The organism is Pandoraea vervacti, assembly GCF_000934605.2.
Lineage (GTDB): Bacteria > Pseudomonadota > Gammaproteobacteria > Burkholderiales > Burkholderiaceae > Pandoraea > Pandoraea vervacti.
The window spans coordinates 2,325,296-2,343,456 of record NZ_CP010897.2; the positions used below are offsets into that span (position 1 = coordinate 2,325,296).

Sequence of the window (18,161 nt, forward strand, 5' to 3'; positions counted from 1 at the left end):
CGCGTATTCACAAGGCCGTTAGCGATAAGAACGAAGTCGCGGCAAGCGTTTGCCGCGCATTCATGGTGCGAACACGGATCAGGGCAGCGAATTCAGCGAATTACGCCTGCCCGCCAGAATCCCGTTTTCCAATGAGGTTGTGTTGAAACAAAACGAAGAATCCCAGGACCTGCACGCACGCGATGCCGGTGCCGAAGCACGTTCGCCGGAAGGCGAGGGCGGCGATGAAAAGGCGTCGCGCCGTGGTTTGCGCCGCGGTCCGCGTAGTCTGATCGCCCGCCGTCGCGCGGCCCAGCAGGCCAAGCGCGAAGGCGACGACAATGGCGAATCCGCTGCGGCGGACGCGACGCAAGTCTCGCCGTCCGGCGATATTGCGCAGGGCCACTCGTCGGGTGGCGACGGCGCACCCGGCGCCGCGCAGGGGCGTGGCCGCAACGGCACGCGCAAGCCGCGTGGCGGCAAGCGTGACGATGCGCAGCAGGCGGCGCAGGCCGGCGAGGGTGCCAAAGGCACGGCGCCGGGTGGGCGTGGTCCGCGCGGTGGACAAGGTGCCCAGGGTGGACAGAATACCCAGGGCGGTGGCGCGGGCAAGTCGCAGGGGCGAGGTCGCAAGGCCCCGGCGGGTGCGGCGCGCGGCAAGGCTGGCGCCGGCAACGCGAACCACGGCAGCGACGGCGATTTGTTCGCGTTCGTGACGTCCGGCGGTTTCGACGGTGACGATGCCGAGGGGGATAACGCCGCAGCCAAGCGCGGTCGCCGTCCGGCAGATCGGCGCGTGCTGTCGCCCGACGACGAGGCGCCGAAGCTGCACAAGGTGCTGGCCGAAGCCGGGATGGGGTCGCGTCGCGAGATGGAGGAACTGATTCTCGCCGGTCGCGTGTCGGTGAACTCCGAGCCTGCTCACATCGGGCAGCGCATCCTGCCGACCGACCAGGTCCGCATCAATGGCAAACTCGTCAAGCGCCGTATCAGCAGCAAGCCGCCGCGCGTGCTGCTCTATCACAAGCCGGCCGGTGAGATCGTCAGTCATTCGGATCCGGAGGGTCGGACGTCGGTGTTTGACCGTCTGCCGCCAATGAAGACCGCCAAATGGCTGGCCGTCGGCCGTCTTGACTTCAATACGGAAGGCTTGCTGATTCTGACGACGTCCGGCGATCTGGCGAACCGTTTCATGCACCCGCGTTACGAAATCGAGCGTGAGTACGCGGTTCGCACGGTGGGGCAGTTGAGCGAAGCGTCGCGTCAGCAACTGCTGCACGGCATCAAGCTCGAGGACGGCGAAGCCAACTTCCTGCGCCTGAAGGACGGGGGCGGCGAAGGTTCGAATCACTGGTATCACGTGGCATTGGCCGAAGGGCGTAACCGCGAAGTGCGTCGTATGTTCGATGCAGCGGGGTTGATGGTGAGCCGCCTGATCCGTACCCGCTACGGTCCGTTGACGCTGCCGCGCGGCCTGAAGCGTGGGCGTTATGAAGAAATGGACGAAGCCCAGGTTCGTTCGCTGTTCGCCGCTGTCGGCATGAAGATGCCGGGCGCGTCGTCGGATGAGAAGGGGGCTCGCAACGGGGCGCGCGGTGGCAAGGCGGGGGCAGCCAAGGAGCCGCGCCGTCAGCCGGACCCGATGCAGACGGCGCTTGGCGTGTTTGCCCGTGAACCGGGGCAGTCGCGTCGTCCGCGCGCCAATCCGCTGACCGCCTTTGTCGGGCCGAGCGGTGGCTATCCGGGGCAAACGCCTGCGCCGCGCGGTGAGGGGCGTCGCTTCGGCGGTGGAAATTCGGCGGGCGGCGGTTTCGGTGGTCAGTCGCGTGGTGGCAACGGCGGAAATGGCGGCGGCGGTGGCAATGCCAATGGTAACCGCAGTCGTGGCAGCAACCGGGCGGGTGGCGGCAATAGCAGCGGTGGCGGTAATTACGGCAACCGTGGTAACCGCGGCGGCAACCGATCGCGCTGAGTTTTTCGGCCCGATGTTGCGTTGCGGCAATGTATCAATGGCGCCCGTCAGGCAGGCTTTTCGGGCGCCAAGCGTTGCAAATCGGGTCAAAACCATATAAAATCAATGAATAAGCTGGTTTGCGTGTCGGGCGTTCTGCTGCGGCACGCACCTCATGCGCAATGAGGCTGTAAGAAATGGGCGTTTCGCCCATTTTTTTTTGCCGCGAGCGTTTAACGCGGCCGATGCCGCCGCGTCGGGGAGTGGGTGTGTCGACGCTGATACACCGGCCCGGACGGTCGAGGCAGGTATCGTGCGACGTCCCATGCGGGGCGCGCAGACATGTCGGGCGCTGCTGATGCGCGCGAGTTTTTCTAGGGTGAGCAAAGTTGCAATTGCCAGAACTGATCGAGACCACGGTCGAAGGCCTGGGTTACGAGCTGGTCGATCTTGAGCGCGCGGGCGGCGGACTGCTGCGCGTGTATATCGACAAGCCGGAAGGCATCACGATCGATGACTGCGAGACGGTGAGCCGTCAGCTCTCGCACGTCCTGATGGTCGAGAACGTCAATTACGACCGACTTGAAGTGTCGTCACCGGGGCTGGATCGTCCGCTGCGCAAGCTGCGTGACTTCGAGCGCTTTGCCGGTGTCGAAGTGAGTCTCACGTTGCGTGTGCCGCTCGAAGGCCGCAAGCAGTTCCGCGGCATTTTGCAGGCACCGCAAGGCGAAAACTTGAGCCTTGAGTTCGAAGGCAAGGGCGGCCCGGCGCTGCTCGAATTCACCCTCGCGGATATTGACCGTGCGCGCCTTGTGCCGCAGATTGATTTTAGGAGTCGCAAACGATGAGTCGCGAAGTATTGCTGTTGGTCGATGCGCTCGCGCGCGAAAAGAACGTCGACAAGGATGTCGTGTTCGGCGCGCTTGAAGCGGCATTGGCTTCGGCCACGAAGAAGCGCTACACCGAAGACGTCGACATTCGCGTGCACATCGACCGTGAGTCGGGCGAGCACGAGAGCTTCCGTCGCTGGCTGGTAGTGCCGGACGAAGCGGGTCTGCAGGAGCCGGACAAGCAGATTCTGTCGTTCGAAGCCAAGGAAGACAATCCGTCCATCGAAATCGGCGAGTTCATCGAAGAGCCGGTGGAGTCCGTCGAGTTCGGCCGCATTGGTGCACAAGCGGCCAAGCAGGTGATCTTGCAGCGCATTCGCGACGCCGAGCGCGAACAGATCCTGTCGGACTTCCTCGAACGCGGTGAAAAGATCATGACCGGCACGGTCAAGCGTCTCGACAAGGGCAACCTGATCGTCGAGTCGGGGCGTGTCGAAGCGCTGCTGCGCCGCGATCAGCTCATCCCGAAGGAAAACCTTCGTATCGGTGACCGCGTTCGTGCGTACATCGTGAAGGTCGACCGCACGGCACGCGGCCCGCAGATCGAACTCTCGCGCACGGCGCCGGAATTCCTGATCGAACTGTTCGGCATGGAAGTGCCGGAAATCGAGCAGGGCCTGCTGGAAATCAAGTCGGCTGCGCGCGACCCCGGCGTGCGCGCCAAGATCGCCGTGGTGGCATACGACAAGCGTATCGACCCGATTGGCACTTGCGTGGGCATTCGCGGCACGCGTGTGCAGGCGGTGCGCAACGAACTCGGCGGTGAAAACGTCGATATCGTGCTGTGGTCGGAAGACCCTGCGCAATTCGTGATCGGTGCGTTGGCGCCGGCGGCGGTGCAGTCGATCGTCGTGGACGAAGAGAAGCACAGCATGGACGTCGTCGTCGACGAGAACGAACTGGCCGTGGCGATCGGTCGCAGCGGTCAGAACGTGCGACTCGCGTCGGAGCTCACCGGCTGGCAGATCAACATCATGACGCCGGACGAATCGGCCGAGAAGCAGAACGAAGAGCGCGGCACGCTGCGCACGTTGTTCATGCAGCGTCTCGATGTGGACGAGGAAGTGGCGGACATTCTGATCGAGGAAGGTTTCTCGAGCCTGGAAGAAATCGCTTACGTGCCTTTGAACGAAATGCTCGAGATCGAAGCGTTCGACGAGGACACGGTGCACGAGCTGCGCAATCGTGCGCGCGACGCACTGCTCACGCAGGCGATTGCCACCGAGGAGAAGGTCGAGGGTGTTGCGCTCGATCTCAAGAGCCTCGACGGCATGACGCCCGAGTTGCTGGCCAAGCTGGCCGAGCATGAAATTCAGACGCGCGATGATCTGGCCGAACTGGCTGTCGACGAATTGACCGAGATGACCGGTGTCGACGAAGAAGCCGCCAAGGCCCTGATCATGAAAGCGCGAGAGCACTGGTTCCAATGATGACCTGCCCCGGCATGCATATGGAACAGTGAACTTTGAAGTTAACCGCAAGGCGCCTGGCCTTGCTTGAAGAGGTTTGAATGGCGAGCATCAACGTAGCCCAATTTGCTGAAGAACTGAAAATGCCGGCCGGCGTGTTGCTGGAGCAACTCAAAGCCGCCGGCGTGGACAAACTCAGCGCCGACGATTCGGTGACGGAAGCCGACAAGGCCCGTCTGCTGGAGCACCTGCGCCGATCGCACGGCGCTGGCGACGGCGACAAAAAGAAGATTACTCTGACGCGTCGCCAGACCTCGGAAATCAAGCAGGCCGACGCGACCGGTAAGGCGCGGACGATTCAGGTCGAAGTGCGCAAGAAGCGCACCTTCGTCAAGCGCGACGACGTAGTCGAGGGAGCGGACAACGCAGCGGCTGCTGCGGAAGACGAAGCCCTGCGTCTGCGTGAGGAAGACGCCCGCCGCGAAGCGGAGCGTCTGGCTGCGGAAGCGGCGGAACTCAAGCGTCGCCAGGAACAACTGGAGCGTGAAGAGGCCGAGCGTCGCGAGCGCGAAGAGAAGGAAGCTGCCGAGCGCCGCGTGCGCGAGGAAGCGGAGCGCGCTGCTGCCGTTGCCAAGGCGGCTGAAGAGCAGAAGGCGAAGGCCGAAGCCAAGGCGGATGCCGAAGCCGAGAAGCAGGCGCAGGTCGAGGCCGAGAAGACGGCCAAGATCGAAGCCGAAAAGGCAGCGCAAGCCGAGAAGGCCGCTGCAGCCAAGGCTGACGCCGAGCGCGAGCAGGCTCGCAAGGCCAGCGAAGAAGCCCGTTTGGCGGCTGAGAAGGCCAGCGCAGCGGCTGACAAGGCGCGCGCCGAAGAGGAAGCCATTCGCAAGCGCCGTGCGGCGGCCGAAGCCGAAGCCCGCGCCATTCGCGAAATGATGAATGCACCGCGTCGCGTGCTGAAGGCGCCGGAGCCGGCACCTGCTGCCGCGGCGCCGGCCAAGCCGGAAGCGGCGAAGGGTACGCTGCACAAGCCGGCCAAGCCGGAAGGCGCCGCTGCCAAGCCGGCGGACAAGAAGCCGGCAGGCACGACGACATCGACCACGGCCGGCGCAGCCGACAAGAAGGACAAGAAGCCGGGTGCCTGGCAGAAGGACGCCGACAACCGCAATAAGCGTGGCGGCATGAAGACGCGCGGCGACACGAGCGGTGGTTCGGATGGCTGGCGCGGCGGTGGTCGTGGCGGCCGTCGTGGCGACCGTCACTCGCAGGACGACCGCAACGCGTTCCAGGCGCCGACCGAGCCGGTCGTGCGTGACGTGCACGTGCCGGAAACGATCAGCGTTGCCGATCTCGCGCACAAGATGTCGGTCAAGGCCGCAGAAGTCATCAAACTGATGATGAAGATGGGCCAGATGGTGACCATCAACCAGGTGCTGGATCAGGAAACGGCGATGATCGTGGTCGAGGAACTCGGCCACCGCGCGATCGCCGCGAAGCTGGACGATCCGGAAACGCTGCTGGACCTGGGCAACGATGTGACGGAAGTCGAAGCGCTGCCGCGTCCGCCGGTCGTGACCGTGATGGGCCACGTCGACCACGGCAAGACCTCGTTGCTGGACTACATCCGTCGCGCCAAGGTGGCGTCGGGCGAAGCCGGCGGTATTACGCAGCACATCGGCGCGTACCACGTCGACACGCCGCGCGGTACGGTGACCTTCCTCGACACGCCGGGTCACGAGGCCTTCACGGCCATGCGTGCGCGCGGTGCGCAGGCAACGGACATCGTGATTCTCGTGGTCGCGGCGGACGACGGTGTGATGCCGCAAACAAAGGAAGCGATTGCCCACGCGAAGTCGGCTGGTGTGCCGATCGTGGTGGCGATCAACAAGATCGACAAGCCGGAAGCGAATCCGGACCGCGTGAAGCAGGAACTCGTGGCCGAAGGCGTGGTGCCGGAAGAGTACGGTGGCGATTCGCCGTTCGTGCCGGTGTCGGCGAAGACGGGCACGGGTATCGACGATCTGCTCGAAAACGTGCTGCTGCAAGCCGAAGTGCTGGAACTGAAGGCACCGGTGGACGCGCCGGCCAAGGGCATCGTGATCGAAGCGAAGCTCGACAAGGGCAAAGGTCCGGTCGCAACGATCCTGGTGCAGTCGGGCACGCTCAAGCGCGGCGACATGGTGCTGGCAGGTCAGGCCTATGGCCGTGTTCGCGCCATGCTGGACGAAACCGGCAAGAACACGAAGGACGCAGGTCCGTCGATCCCGGTGGAAATTCAGGGTCTGTCGGAAGTTCCGGGCGCCGGCGAAGAAGTGCTGGTGGTGCAGGACGAGCGCAAGGCACGTGAAATCGCGCTGTTCCGTCAGGGCAAGTTCCGCGACGTGAAGCTGGCCAAGCAACAGGCGGCCAAGCTCGAGAACATGTTCGAGCAGATGGCCGAAGGCGAAGTCAAGACACTGCCCCTCATCATCAAGGCAGACGTTCAGGGCTCGCAGGAAGCGCTGGCCCAGTCGCTCAACAAGCTCTCGACGCCGGAAGTGCGTGTGCAGATCGTGCACGCGGCGGTCGGTGGCATCAGCGAAAGCGACGTCAACCTGGCAACGGCGTCGAAGGCGGTCATCATCGGCTTCAACACGCGTGCGGATGCTTTGGCACGCAAGCTGGCCGAGTCGAACGGTATCGACATTCGTTACTACAACATCATCTACGACGCAGTGGATGAGGTGAAGGCAGCGATGTCGGGCATGCTGGCGCCGGAGAAGAAGGAAGAGATTACGGGCCTGGTCGAAGTGCGTCAGACGTTCAAGGTGCCGAAGGTCGGTACGGTGGCCGGCTGTATGGTGCTCGACGGCTTCGTCAAGCGTTCGTCGCACGTGCGTGTGTTGCGCGACAACGTGGTCATCTTCACGGGCGAGCTCGATTCGCTCAAGCGCTTCAAGGATGACGTCAAGGAAGTCAAGTCAGGCTTCGAGTGCGGTCTGTCGGTGAAGAACTTCAACGACATTACGGAAGGCGACCAACTGGAAGCGTTTGAAATCACGGAAGTTGCGCGCTCGCTGTAACGCGATTTGCACAACGGAAGTGGAATGGCCCACCAGGCCGGGAAACCGGCGGCGTGGGCCATTGCTTTACTAGCGAGTTTGTTATGGCAAAGAAACGTGGCGTTCCCGGTCGGAATCTTCGCATCAACGATCAGATCCAGCGCGATCTGTCGGAGTTGATTCAGCGCGAAGTGAAGGACCCGCGTATTGGGCTGGTCACACTGCAAAGTGTGGAAGTGACGCCCGATTACGCGCATGCGAAGGTGTTTTACACCACGCTCACCGGCGATCCGAAGGCGACCGGCGAAGCGCTCAACGAAGCGGCCGGCTATCTGCGCAATCTGCTGTTCAAGCGGTTGCACATTCATACGGTCCCGACGTTGCATTTCCACTTCGACCAGTCGGTTGAGCGCGCCATCGAGATGTCGCAGTTGATCGATCTGGCGAATGCGACGCGCGCGAAGGAAGACGCGGAAGCGGCAGAGAACGCCGCTCAGGCCGATGAAGCTGACGAAGCCGACAAAGCCGACGACGGTAGCGACAAGAAGGAAAACGGCGGCAAATAAGCCGTCGATCGACGACGCAGCCTGCCGGGCTGGCGCAAAGCGAACCCGGCGGCACTGCGATGCCTGCGCACGTTTGACGCGTGCGATGGCTGACTCCCATACGAATTTCTCAAGCACTTCCCGCACATGACGGACCCGCGTTCGCAGGCACCCCGCCAAAAACTCCCTCGTTTTCCGCTCGACGGCGTGTTGCTGCTCGACAAGCCAATCGGCATGTCGTCCAACGACGCCTTGATCAAGGCCAAGCGGCTGCTTCAGGCGTTGAAGGCGGGCCACACCGGCACGCTCGATCCCCTGGCAACGGGGTTGCTGCCGCTATGTTTCGGCGAGGCGACGAAGTTTTCGCAAGATTTGCTCGAAGCCGACAAGACGTACGAGGCACGTGTGCGTCTGGGCGAAACGACGACGACCGGCGATGCGGAAGGGGAGGTATTGCAAACGCGTCCGGTCACTGTGGACGAGGCCGCGATTCGTGCTGTGCTGCCGCGCTTCACGGGACCGATCTCCCAGGTGCCGCCGATGTATTCCGCGCTCAAGCGCGACGGCAAGCCTTTGTACGAATACGCGCGTGCCGGGCAGACGCTGGAGCGCGAGGCGCGCGCGGTGACGATCCATCTGCTGGAAATGACGGAATGTGCGTTGCCCGACGCGAACGAATTCACCTTCCGCGTGACATGCAGCAAGGGCACTTACGTGCGCACGCTGGCGGAGGATATCGGTGAGGCGTTGGGATGTGGCGCACATCTGCGCGCATTGCGGCGTACGGCAGTGGGGCCACTGACCCTGGAAGGTGCGGTGACGCTGGAAGACCTGAATGCGCTCGACCATGCGCAACGCGTGGCGAAGCTGGCGCCGGTCGACGCCTTGCTCAAGACGCTCCCGGCTGTGTGGCTCGATGACATGCTCGCCAAGCGCTTCAATCACGGCCAGCGTTTGCGTTTGGACGAAACGCGCTGCCCGCAGACGTTGCGCGAGTGCGCCGCGACGCACGACGGCATCGAAGTGAAGGTCTATGCCGAAGCCACCACCGACATCGCTGCCCGCCTGCTGGGCGTTGCACGTCTTGACGGCGAAGCGTTGCTCACCCCGCAGCGGTTGCTCAAGACGCAATGAACGCCGCGTTTGCGCGCCCGACGTCTTGAGTCCGGTCGGACGACGCTAACACCGGCGAACAGCGATCGCCTGCGGGCCTTTCGGGCCTTGCGTGACTTCGAATTCGACCGCCTGACCTTCCGCAAGCTCCACGAAACCTTCGGTAGCGACTGCCGAAAAGTGAACGAACAGGTCTGCGCCCCCGTCATCGGGTGAAATGAAGCCATACCCCTTTTCACTGTTGAACCACTTCACTGTTCCCCGTGCCATGGCGGACTCCTGATCGAGACAACGGATCGATGTGCCATACGGCGTAACGGACGTTCACCGATCCGTCGGGTGAACGTTCTGAACCAGCCGCGAGCACAAGGGCATTTGAGCACCGAATGTTGACGGAGGTAACTGTCAAGGTTGTCAGGTGCGTTGGCGTGACGGATCGCATTAAGGTCGGGAAAATGCGTCCCCGTCATCTTGTCCCATGGGGGCGGTGTCGTTGCTTTCGCGCTCGGATGGGACAGAAGGTGCGATGAGACCTGCTCCCCCTTGCGCCGTGGATTGATCGTCTGCGCGATAGGTGAAAACGATGCCAGCGATCGGCAATGGGTTTTCCATCTTCACGATTGGCAGGAATCGGCCGGTCGTCGCGTAATAGGCGCGTTGAATGGTCTGCGTGCCAGCGAGTGTCGGCGTGTCCGAGTAGAAGAATGCCTCCAGCGGTAACGACCCAGGGATGTTCGGCGGCCATGCCGCAATGACCAGTTCGTTTCGCGTCGCGTATGCACCCGTCGGAGGCCATCCGAAGGTTCTCCGTGCTTCGAGGCTCAATTCAAAGGCATCGACAGTGATGGCGAATGAGCAACCCCGAGAGCTATATTGCGCGAAATGACTTAGCCATTTCGCTAACGTGTCGACACCGATTGCTGCGCAGGGGCCAGTCGCGGGACCGGCGCTTGACGGACCGCAACCGTCTGTTCGTAGGTGAAGGTTGCCGTCCGGAGGATACATGCATCGTGGCGTCACGTGGTACGCGGAAGGGGCGTCCAATGGTCGAAACACCAGACCTTGGGGGCGGAAAGGAATGTAAAACTGAGCATCGGTACGCAGAAATGACGTCGAAACGCCGTTTTTATTGATTGCATCCTGACTGGGATTCCAGGAAGCGTTTCCGGGGGCGACGCCTCGAATCACCACCCCGCTGCAATACACCGAAGCCTTCCCGCCGGGACATTCCCGCCGCGTGTCATTAAACCGCCGGTTCAGGTCATCAGCCACCGCGAACCCATAGTCCAACTGATCATCCTCGGCAAATCCAAACGTCGCCTTGCCTCCCGGATCGAACCCCATCCGCAAAATCGTCAACCACTCGCCAGTCGCCTTGTGATACGCCATTTGATACTGCTGCGCCTGCGCAAGCTGTCCGCCATTAGAGACGTCGAAATAAATCGCTTGAATGGGGATGGCGCGGGGCGCATCGATCGTCCACGGTGCGACTAACAGCGACGGTGTCCGTGTGGTGTCGGCATAAGCCTTGTGCGCCAGCAAAGCGGTATAGAACTTGGTCGCCACATTGACGCTGAAGGAACATTGCCATCCATTCGCGGCGTGATGTGACATCCAGCCCGCGGCGTCGGTAACACCATTTGCATCGCATGAATTCAGATCCGGTGCCCCAATATCGCCACCGCCAAGATTGCAACCATGATCGCCGCTGCCGGCGGACACTGCTTCGTCAAGGGGATATGCACACCGGACGTGCATCGGTTTGCCATGCCCGATGGCCGTCAACGCATCCGACAAAATGAACCCGGCGCTATACGGCAGACGAGCGACATCCACGTCGCGCCGCAGATACACGAACGACATGGACTGCGCGGCGGCTTCGCCGGAAGTGGGGGCCCAGAAATTCGTCGCCGAATTTCCGTTGAGGGGACGCACGATCAACCCAGCGCAAAAATAGGCGGGCTTGTCGATGGCGCAGTGTGTCCGTGTGTCGTTATAGCGGCCGTTGACGATATGCGCGATGTCGGTGCCGGAGAGGGCGTGCGCGGGCAGGGCGGCGAGACAGGAAAGGGCTAGCAGGAAGCAACCCCACGCTTGCCGCAAGCGATCGCGCGATACCGTGTGAGGACGCAATCTCGTCATTTCGTTAGTCCGGGTCGCTCTCGTTGCCTTCCCGCACGAACGATACGGGTGCATTAAGACCCGCTGCGCCTCTCGCCGTCGCTTGATCTTCGGCGTGATAGGTGAAGATCGTGCCTGCAATCGGCATGGGAAACAGGATGTGGACAACGGGCAAAAATCGACCGGTCTGTGTGTAGTAATCGAGTTGGATCGCTTGTGCCTTGGGGAGCGAATACTCCAACTCCGAATAGAAGATGGCTTCCAGCGGCAACGATCCGGGAATGTCCGCCGGCCACGGCACGATGACCAATTCGTTTCGGCCCTCATATCCGGCAGGTGGCCATGTGAAGGTGCGTCGCGCTTCAAAGGACAAGGCGACGCCCGCCACGGTGACGGCAAACGAGCATCCCTGCGCACCGTATTGCGCGTAATGCGGAAGCCACTTGGCCACCGTGTCGATACCGATCGCTGCACAGGGGCCCGTGTCCGGCCCCAAAGTCGATGGACCACAGCCGTCTTCTCGTTTGTGCAGGTTGCCGTCCGGCGCATAGATGCATCGTGGCGTCAGTGGGTAAGCTGCGGGGGCATCCAGTGGCCGAAAGACCAGACCAGTCCCCCGGTACGGCGTCCGGACGTGCCCATCGGTGCGCAAGAAGGATGCCGAAACCCCGTTTTTGGCTATCGCATCCGCGCTGGGATTCCATGCGGCGCTTTGGGTATTGACGGCGCGAACGATGACACCGCTGCAGTACACGATGGCCTTCGCACCGGGGCACTCACCGGGGGTCTCGTTAAACCGCTCGTTCAAGTGATCGGCCACCGCGAATCCAGCATCCAGTTGATCCTCCTGCGCGAACGCAAACGACGCTTCGCCTGCCGCATCGAACGCCATCCGCAGGATCGGCAGCCACTCGCCGGTCGCCTTGTAATACGCCATCTGATACTGCTGCGCTTGCACAAGCTGGCCGCCGTTAGAGACGTCGAAATAGATCGCTTGAAAGGGAATGGCGTGAGGCGCATCGATTGTCCACGGGGCAATCAACATCGACGGCAAACGTGTGTTGTCGGCATAGGCCTTGCGCGCCTGCAAAGCGGTATAGAACTTGGTCGCAACGTTGACGCTGAACGAACACTGCCATCCATTCGCGGCATGATGTGTCAACCAGTCGGCAACGTCGGTAACACCGTTTGCGTCGCACGAATTCAAATCCGGAGCGCCCGTATCGCCACCGCCCAGATTGCACCCGTGATCGCCACTTTGGCCCGACACCGCCTCATTCAGCGGATAGACGCATCGGACATTCATCGGCTTGCCCTGCTCGATGGCCGTTAGCGAATCGGAAAGGATGAAGCCTGCGCTGTAGGGCAGGCGGCCAACATCGACATCGCGCCTGAGATACACGAACGACATGGATTGCGCCGCCGATTCACTGGGCGTCGGCGCCCAGAAATCCACGGCCACACCGCCTTCGAGGGGGCGAACGATCAGCCCGGCGCAAAAGTACGCTGGCTTGTCGATGTAGCAATAAGCGCGTATGTCGTTGTACCGGGCGTTGACGATATGGGCGACGTCAGCGCCGGAGAGCGCATGGGCGGGCAGCGCGGCGAGGCACCCCACGATGCCCGGCAGGACGCTGCGCCACACTCGCCGCCAGATATGCCTGCCGAATGACGTTCGGCAGGCCGGCATGACGGGGCGCCCGCGTTGCGCTTTCATTGGGGTTGCGCGTGCGAAAGCGCATTGCCGACAGCCGGCAAGCAGGCGCAGAACCTTGCGGCGAAGCGAATGCGGGTGCATCGCATACCTCCGGAATCGTCCGAATGAACGTGAGGTGCGCCCGGCCCATGTCAGGGGCAGGGCGCATGCACCTCATTGCACCATTCGGCGGCGCCACTGGTAACTGTCAACGTTGTCAGGTGGGAGGGGGAAGCTGCGGCGTCAGCCCTTGGCTTCGCGAACATTCATCGCGAGCAGGTAGGCATCGCCGGGTGTGACTTCGTACTCGACGACCTGACCTGTCTGAAGCGTCGAGGTGCCGGGGATGCAAATCTCGGTTTCGTGGACAAAAACGACTTCGCTGTTGTCGTCCGGGGTGATAAACCCATACCCCTTTTCCGGGTAATAACGCTTGACGGTTCCGCGTGGCATGTTTTGCTCTCTCTCGAAACGGCGAATCGAACGCAAATCCCTGAGTTTGCACGGCGAGCCGCGCGTAGTGAAGCGGGATCGCCCCTGCAGACGGCGCAACCCGCGCGCAGTCATATGTGATGGTAATGAATGGGTGACATCGTCGCTGGATCGTCCCGTCATCGCTTCGACCACAGCGGGGTGGCAGAGTGACGACGGCACAACGACGGCCTATCAGTTCGTGACGTTTTCCGGCTTGAGCTCGACGATGGCGTCCAGCGCGGCCTTCACGTCCATGGCGTACTTGGCCAATGCCTTCTGCTCGTCGGTTTTCGGCTCGAACGACGGGACACCGACCGGGTGGTTGCTCTCGTCGACGGCGACGAACACCATCAGGCAGTCGGTCGTCTGGCGCAGTTCGCCCCACTTCGGATCGCCCGCGTGCACCGACACGTGGATATGCATGCTCGTGCGCCCCGTCGCGACGATGCGCGCGCGCAACTCCACCAGGTTACCCACCAGAATCGGACGACGGAAGCGAATGTTGCCAACGCTGACCGTCACGCAATAGCGGCCGGACCACGTGGCAGCGCACGCGTAGGCCACTTCGTCGATCCACTTCATCAGCGAGCCGCCATGGACCTTGCCGCCGAAGTTGACGGCAGCCGGTTCGGCCAGAAAGCGGAAAGTGACTTCGGAGCGTTCGATGGGGTTCTGCGGGGTATTCATGATGTTCGCTTTTTTCTGACGAGTCGTGCCGTCCCGGCCTGCCATGGCATTTGAGTCTGGGGGGCTGGGGGCATGCAGCCGGGGGATGCGCAATGATACTGCGATTGCGACACGCTTGCCGGTGCCTCGCAAAACCGCAAGAACATGCAAGACGAAGGCGCGCGCCTGCGCTATTCTGCGCGGCCAGTTGTTCTTGCAGGAGTGGTTGTGTCCGGAATGTCTTCTTCCACTGCGTCGTCGTCGCAGTCGGATGCCAAACTTGAAGTCGCGCGCGGCATGCGAGCCGCCTTGCCCGTCATGCTCGGTTTCGTGCCGTTTGCCATGGTGCTCGGCGCGCAGGCGACCCAGAAGGGAATGCCCACGTGGCTGGTGCCGCTCATGACCGGGATGAATTTCGCTGGCGGCTCGGAGTTCACGGCCGTCCACCTGTGGACGTCGCCACCGCATCTCGCCCTGATCGTGGCCATGTCGTGCCTCGTCAATTCCCGTCACATTCTGATGGGGGCAGCCTTCGCGCCGCTGTTTCGCCACGTGCCGTTGCGGCGCGCCTTGCCCGCGCTGTTCCTGATGTGCGACGAAGCCTGGGCGATGGCGCTGGCCGATACCCATGCGCGCAAGGCAAACCGAATCAGCTTGCCGTATTACCTGGGCGTGGCCATCAACCTGTGGCTCACGTGGATTGCCTTTACCGCACTCGGGGCCGTGTTGGGGCCGGTGCTGGGCGACATCGAGCAGTACGGCTTCGACATGGCGTTTACCGCCGTCTTCCTCGTGTTGCTGCGCGGCATGTGGCGCGGCCTGCGCAAGAGCCTGCCCTGGCTCGTCAGCCTCGTCGCCGCAGCGCTGACTTACCTGTATGTCCCGGGATCGTGGTACGTCGCGGTGGGCGCCGTGACCGGCCTGCTCGCCGCCGTTTTGATGGAGCCACGTCATGCCTGATACTCCCACGCTCATCACGACGCTCCTTCCCATCGCCACCGTTGCCCTGATGGCGGTGACGACCTACGCCACGCGCATCGTCGGGTTTTGGTTGTTGCGCGATCGCGCATTGAGTCCGCGTATGCGCTCGGTCATGGAGTGCCTGCCGGGTTGCGTGCTGATCTCGGTGATTGCGCCATCGTTCGTCGCCGAGCGTCCTGCCGATCTGATGGCGTTGGCCGTCACGCTCTTCGTTGCGATGCGCTGTTCCTTGCTTCCGACGGTCGTCATCAGCATTGTGGCGACCGCCGCGCTGCGCTATCTCATGGGGTGACGGGGTGATGCATCGGGCGTGATGCCGCGGACCGGATGCCGCGGACGTGACGGGCCGAGTCGATTTTCACCTCTGCCATAAAAAAACCCCGCCAACTTCAGCGGGGTTCAAGAAGTGCCCGGTAGTACAGAGCAGGGCCGGGCACTCGGGGGGAAGCCTGTATGGCGTACTCAGTGGACTCAGTGGGCTCAGTGGGCGCCGGCTGCGGCATCGGCGCCGCCGCCACCCCGAATCGGGCGCGTGACCCACACCATGACGATCATCAGCACGAACAGCACCGCCGAGATCCAGAAGATGTCGTTCGCACCGAGCATGGCCGACTGCTGCGTGACCAGGCGGTCGATGTAACCGTGGGCCTGCGGTGTCGACATGCCGAGCTCGTTGAGCGTCTGTACCGAACCGTTGAACGAGGGATCGTACGGCGTGAGCTTTTCCGTCAACTGCGCGTGGTGCAGCGAAATCCGGTTGTCCCAGACCGTGGTGGCGATCGACGTACCGACGGCGCCGCACGTGATCCGCACGAAGTTCGACAATCCGGCAGCTGCCGGAATGCGATGCCCCGGCAGGCCCGACAGGATGATGGCCGTGAGCGGGATGAAGAACATCGACATCGGCACGCCCTGCAGGAACGTCGGAATCATCAGCGTGCGTGTGTCGACCAGCGTGTTGAAGTGCGAGCGCATCAGGAACACGAGGGCAAACAGCAGGAACGAGACGGTCACGACCCAGCGGGCATCGAGCCTGGGCAGGAACTTGCCGATCAGCGGCGACAGAATGATCGCGAACAGCCCCACGGGCGCCATGACCAGACCGGCCTCCGTCGCCGTGTAGCCCAGATAGATCTGAAGCCACTGCGGCAGGATCACGAGGTTGCCGAAGAACAAGCCGTAGCCGACCGAAATCGCGATGACGCCCCCGGTGAAGTTGATCCGCTTGAAGAGCGTGAGATCGACCACCGGATGCTTCTCGGTAATCTCCCACACGACGAAGAAGCAGAACGACACCAGCGCCACGAGCGCGAGCACGACGATCGTCGACGAATTGAACCAGTCGAGCTCCTTGCCCTTGTCGAGCATCACCTGCAACGAACCGACCCACAACACGAGCAAAGCGAGGCCGACGGTGTCGATCGGTTTGCGATGCGTCGGCGTTTCGCGCTTGGCATAGATGAGCCAGGTCACATACGCGGCGGCGATGCCGACCGGAATGTTGATGTAGAAGATCCACGGCCAGTGGTAGTTGTCCGAGATCCAGCCGCCGAGAATCGGGCCCATCACCGGCGCGACGAGTGTCGTCATGCCCCACAAGGCGAGAGCCATCGAACTCTTCGCTGGGGGGTAGCTCGAGAGCAGCAGCGATTGCGAGAGCGGAATCATCGGCCCGGCCACCGCGCCTTGCAGCACCCGGGCGGCGAGCAGAATTTCGAGCGTCGGCGCCATGCCGCACAGCCACGACGCCAGCACGAACAGCAGGATGGACGTGATGAACAGCCGCACCGCGCCGAAGCGCTCCGTCAGCCAGCCCGTGAGCGGCACCGAAATGGCATTGGCGACAGCGAACGACGTAATCACCCACGTCCCCTGGCTCGACGAGACACCGAGGTCGCCGGAGATGGCGGGAATCGATACATTGGCAATCGATGTGTCGAGCACGTTCATGAACGTGGCGAGAGACAACGCGATGGTGCCGAGTACCAGCTGCCCCCCCGACAGAGGGGCAGGAGCGTTTTGAGTTGCCATGAGGTGTCAAAGGGGGTGGGGGGCACCCCCCTCCGATTTACAGGGGACGAGCGCGGGCCGGCTGATTGCGCGTGTCGCTGGCGCCGCCCGCGTTGGCGGCGGCACCGGCGTTCTCGGTGATGATCTTGGCGACGATGTCGTCGGCGTCATGGCCGACCTTGTCGTACACGTCGGTCGAATACACGGGCAGGGCAGGCGCTTCGCCCAGCTCCTTGCCGTCGGTATTACGTACGTTGACCTTGACTTGCATCGACAGGCCGACGCGCAGCGGATGCTGTTGCAACTGCTTCGGGTCGAGTGCGATACGCACCGGCAGACGCTGCACCACCTTGATCCAGTTGCCCGTGGCGTTCTGCGCCGGCAGCAGCGAGAAGGCGCTGCCCGTGCCGGCGGAGAAGCCCGCGACGGTACCCTTGTACTCCACGGACGAACCGTACACGTCCGCCGTGAGCGTTACCGGCTGACCAACGCGCATATGCGCGATCTGCACTTCCTTGAAGTTTGCGTCGACCCACACTTCGTTGAGCGGCACCAGCGCCATGAGGGGGGCGCCGGTCGCCACACGCTGGCCGACCTGCACGGAGCGCTTGGCGACATAGCCGTCCACCGGCGCCGGGATCGACGTACGGGCGTAGTCGAGATAGGCGGCGCGCACCTTCGCTGCGGCTTGCTGCACGTTCGGGTGCGTGGTCACCGACGTTTTGTCGGTGAGCGCCTTGTTCGACACCAACTGCGCGCGCGCCTGTTCGAGCGCGGCCTGAGCGGACTTCACGGCGTCCTGCGCGTGCGCCAGTTCTTCACGCGACACGGCGCCGGTGGCGATCGCCATCTCGCGGCGCTTCACATCGGCCTGCGCTTTGGTCAGTTCCGATTCGCGCATCGCAACCGTGGCAGCATAGGCGTCGTTGTTCACGAAATACGTGCGCACCTGGCGCACGGTCTGCGCGAGGTTGGCTTCGGCTTGCAGCAGCGAGACGCGCGCGTCGGTCTGGTCGAGCGTGACCAGCGGCTGACCGGCCTTGACCATCTGCGTGTCGTCGGCCTTCACGCCGGTGACGGTGCCGGCCACTTGCGGGGTGATCTGCACGACGTTGCCAGCGACGTACGCATCGTCGGTGTCTTCGTAATAGCGCGCGTACAGCGCGTAGTAAGCGCCGTAGCCGATGGCCGCAATGGCGATCACGGCCGTGAGCGTCAGCATCATGCGGCGGCGCTTGCCATTGTTCTGCGCCGGTTGGGCGGGCGCTTGTTGTTGGTTCTCGCTCAT

At 62.8% G+C, this 18,161-nt stretch carries 15 protein-coding genes; 8 read left to right on the forward strand and 7 right to left on the reverse strand.

All coding sequences use genetic code 11. The annotated features are described in order from the left end of the window. Positions 1–142: 142 nt before the first annotated feature. From UC34_RS10540 to truB, 6 genes are all read left to right on the forward strand, one after another. On the forward strand, positions 143–1,951 hold the full coding sequence (locus UC34_RS10540) for a pseudouridine synthase (RefSeq protein WP_044457997.1): 1,809 nt from the start codon (positions 143–145) through the stop codon (positions 1,949–1,951). A gap of 368 nt (positions 1,952–2,319) precedes the next feature. Beyond that, on the forward strand, positions 2,320–2,778 hold the full coding sequence (gene rimP, locus UC34_RS10545; protein WP_044455501.1) for a ribosome maturation factor RimP: 459 nt from the start codon (positions 2,320–2,322) through the stop codon (positions 2,776–2,778). Then, positions 2,775–4,250, forward strand: a complete 1,476-nt coding sequence (nusA, locus tag UC34_RS10550; protein WP_044455502.1) for a transcription termination factor NusA — start codon at positions 2,775–2,777, stop codon at positions 4,248–4,250. The genes rimP and nusA overlap by 4 nt, the downstream gene beginning before the upstream one ends. Positions 4,251–4,330: 80 nt before the next feature. Beyond that, positions 4,331–7,288, forward strand: coding sequence for a translation initiation factor IF-2 (gene infB, locus UC34_RS10555; RefSeq protein ID WP_044455503.1), 2,958 nt, complete (start codon positions 4,331–4,333; stop codon positions 7,286–7,288). 83 nt (positions 7,289–7,371) lie between these two features. Beyond that, the gene (gene rbfA / locus UC34_RS10560; protein WP_044455504.1) at positions 7,372–7,833 is read left to right on the forward strand and encodes a 30S ribosome-binding factor RbfA; all 462 of its coding nucleotides are present in this window, start codon (positions 7,372–7,374) and stop codon (positions 7,831–7,833) included. A 126-nt stretch (positions 7,834–7,959) separates the two neighbouring features. After that, a complete protein-coding gene (truB, locus tag UC34_RS10565) occupies positions 7,960–8,946 on the forward strand; it encodes a tRNA pseudouridine(55) synthase TruB (protein WP_044455505.1) in 987 nt (328 codons plus the stop codon). 45 nt (positions 8,947–8,991) lie between these two features. Here truB and UC34_RS10570 read toward each other — a convergent pair whose 3' ends face one another. The 5 genes from UC34_RS10570 to UC34_RS10590 form a co-directional block, all read right to left on the reverse strand. After that, positions 8,992–9,195 carry a cold-shock protein gene (locus UC34_RS10570; protein WP_044455506.1) on the reverse strand — a complete coding sequence of 68 codons (204 nt, stop codon included), beginning with the start codon at positions 9,193–9,195 and terminating at the stop codon, positions 8,992–8,994. A gap of 171 nt (positions 9,196–9,366) precedes the next feature. Beyond that, positions 9,367–11,067: a hypothetical protein gene (locus tag UC34_RS10575; RefSeq protein ID WP_044455507.1), complete on the reverse strand. Its 1,701-nt coding sequence runs from the start codon at positions 11,065–11,067 to the stop codon at positions 9,367–9,369. A 4-nt stretch (positions 11,068–11,071) separates the two neighbouring features. Next, a complete protein-coding gene (locus UC34_RS10580) occupies positions 11,072–12,508 on the reverse strand; it encodes a hypothetical protein (RefSeq protein ID WP_157123140.1) in 1,437 nt (478 codons plus the stop codon). 477 nt (positions 12,509–12,985) lie between these two features. Beyond that, complete coding sequence (locus tag UC34_RS10585) at positions 12,986–13,195, reverse strand: cold-shock protein (protein WP_044455509.1); 210 nt, start codon at positions 13,193–13,195, stop codon at positions 12,986–12,988. A gap of 213 nt (positions 13,196–13,408) precedes the next feature. After that, positions 13,409–13,903 carry an acyl-CoA thioesterase gene (locus UC34_RS10590; RefSeq protein WP_044457998.1) on the reverse strand — a complete coding sequence of 165 codons (495 nt, stop codon included), beginning with the start codon at positions 13,901–13,903 and terminating at the stop codon, positions 13,409–13,411. Between the two features lie 216 nt (positions 13,904–14,119). On the opposite strand from UC34_RS10590, the gene UC34_RS10595 reads away from it, so the two are divergent. Next, positions 14,120–14,842 (forward strand): AzlC family ABC transporter permease, encoded by a 723-nt coding sequence (locus UC34_RS10595; RefSeq protein WP_044455510.1) that lies wholly within the window; start codon positions 14,120–14,122, stop codon positions 14,840–14,842. Further along, positions 14,835–15,155, forward strand: coding sequence for an AzlD family protein (locus UC34_RS10600; protein ID WP_044455511.1), 321 nt, complete (start codon positions 14,835–14,837; stop codon positions 15,153–15,155). The genes UC34_RS10595 and UC34_RS10600 overlap by 8 nt, the downstream gene beginning before the upstream one ends. 188 nt (positions 15,156–15,343) lie before the next feature. On the opposite strand, the gene UC34_RS10605 is transcribed toward UC34_RS10600, so the two are convergent. Continuing rightward, positions 15,344–16,894, reverse strand: coding sequence for a DHA2 family efflux MFS transporter permease subunit (locus UC34_RS10605; protein WP_044455512.1), 1,551 nt, complete (start codon positions 16,892–16,894; stop codon positions 15,344–15,346). A gap of 37 nt (positions 16,895–16,931) precedes the next feature. Further along, positions 16,932–18,161: an HlyD/EmrA/EmrK family protein gene (locus UC34_RS10610; RefSeq protein WP_044457999.1), complete on the reverse strand. Its 1,230-nt coding sequence runs from the start codon at positions 18,159–18,161 to the stop codon at positions 16,932–16,934.

Bases quoted from the DNA above. Each gene is read 5' to 3' on its own strand.
- UC34_RS10570 (WP_044455506.1), bottom strand. From the start codon at position 9,195: ATGGCACGGGGAACAGTGAAGTGGTTCAACAGTGAAAAGGGGTATGGC.
- UC34_RS10590 (WP_044457998.1), bottom strand. From the start codon at position 13,903: ATGAATACCCCGCAGAACCCCATCGAACGCTCCGAAGTCACTTTCCGC.
- UC34_RS10605 (WP_044455512.1), bottom strand. From the start codon at position 16,894: ATGGCAACTCAAAACGCTCCTGCCCCTCTGTCGGGGGGGCAGCTGGTA.
- UC34_RS10575 (WP_044455507.1), bottom strand. From the start codon at position 11,067: ATGACGAGATTGCGTCCTCACACGGTATCGCGCGATCGCTTGCGGCAA.
- UC34_RS10610 (WP_044457999.1), bottom strand. From the start codon at position 18,161: ATGAGCGAGAACCAACAACAAGCGCCCGCCCAACCGGCGCAGAACAAT.
- rbfA (WP_044455504.1), top strand. From the start codon at position 7,372: ATGGCAAAGAAACGTGGCGTTCCCGGTCGGAATCTTCGCATCAACGAT.
- truB (WP_044455505.1), top strand. From the start codon at position 7,960: ATGACGGACCCGCGTTCGCAGGCACCCCGCCAAAAACTCCCTCGTTTT.
- UC34_RS10585 (WP_044455509.1), bottom strand. From the start codon at position 13,195: ATGCCACGCGGAACCGTCAAGCGTTATTACCCGGAAAAGGGGTATGGG.
- infB (WP_044455503.1), top strand. From the start codon at position 4,331: ATGGCGAGCATCAACGTAGCCCAATTTGCTGAAGAACTGAAAATGCCG.
- UC34_RS10600 (WP_044455511.1), top strand. From the start codon at position 14,835: ATGCCTGATACTCCCACGCTCATCACGACGCTCCTTCCCATCGCCACC.
- nusA (WP_044455502.1), top strand. From the start codon at position 2,775: ATGAGTCGCGAAGTATTGCTGTTGGTCGATGCGCTCGCGCGCGAAAAG.
- UC34_RS10595 (WP_044455510.1), top strand. From the start codon at position 14,120: ATGTCTTCTTCCACTGCGTCGTCGTCGCAGTCGGATGCCAAACTTGAA.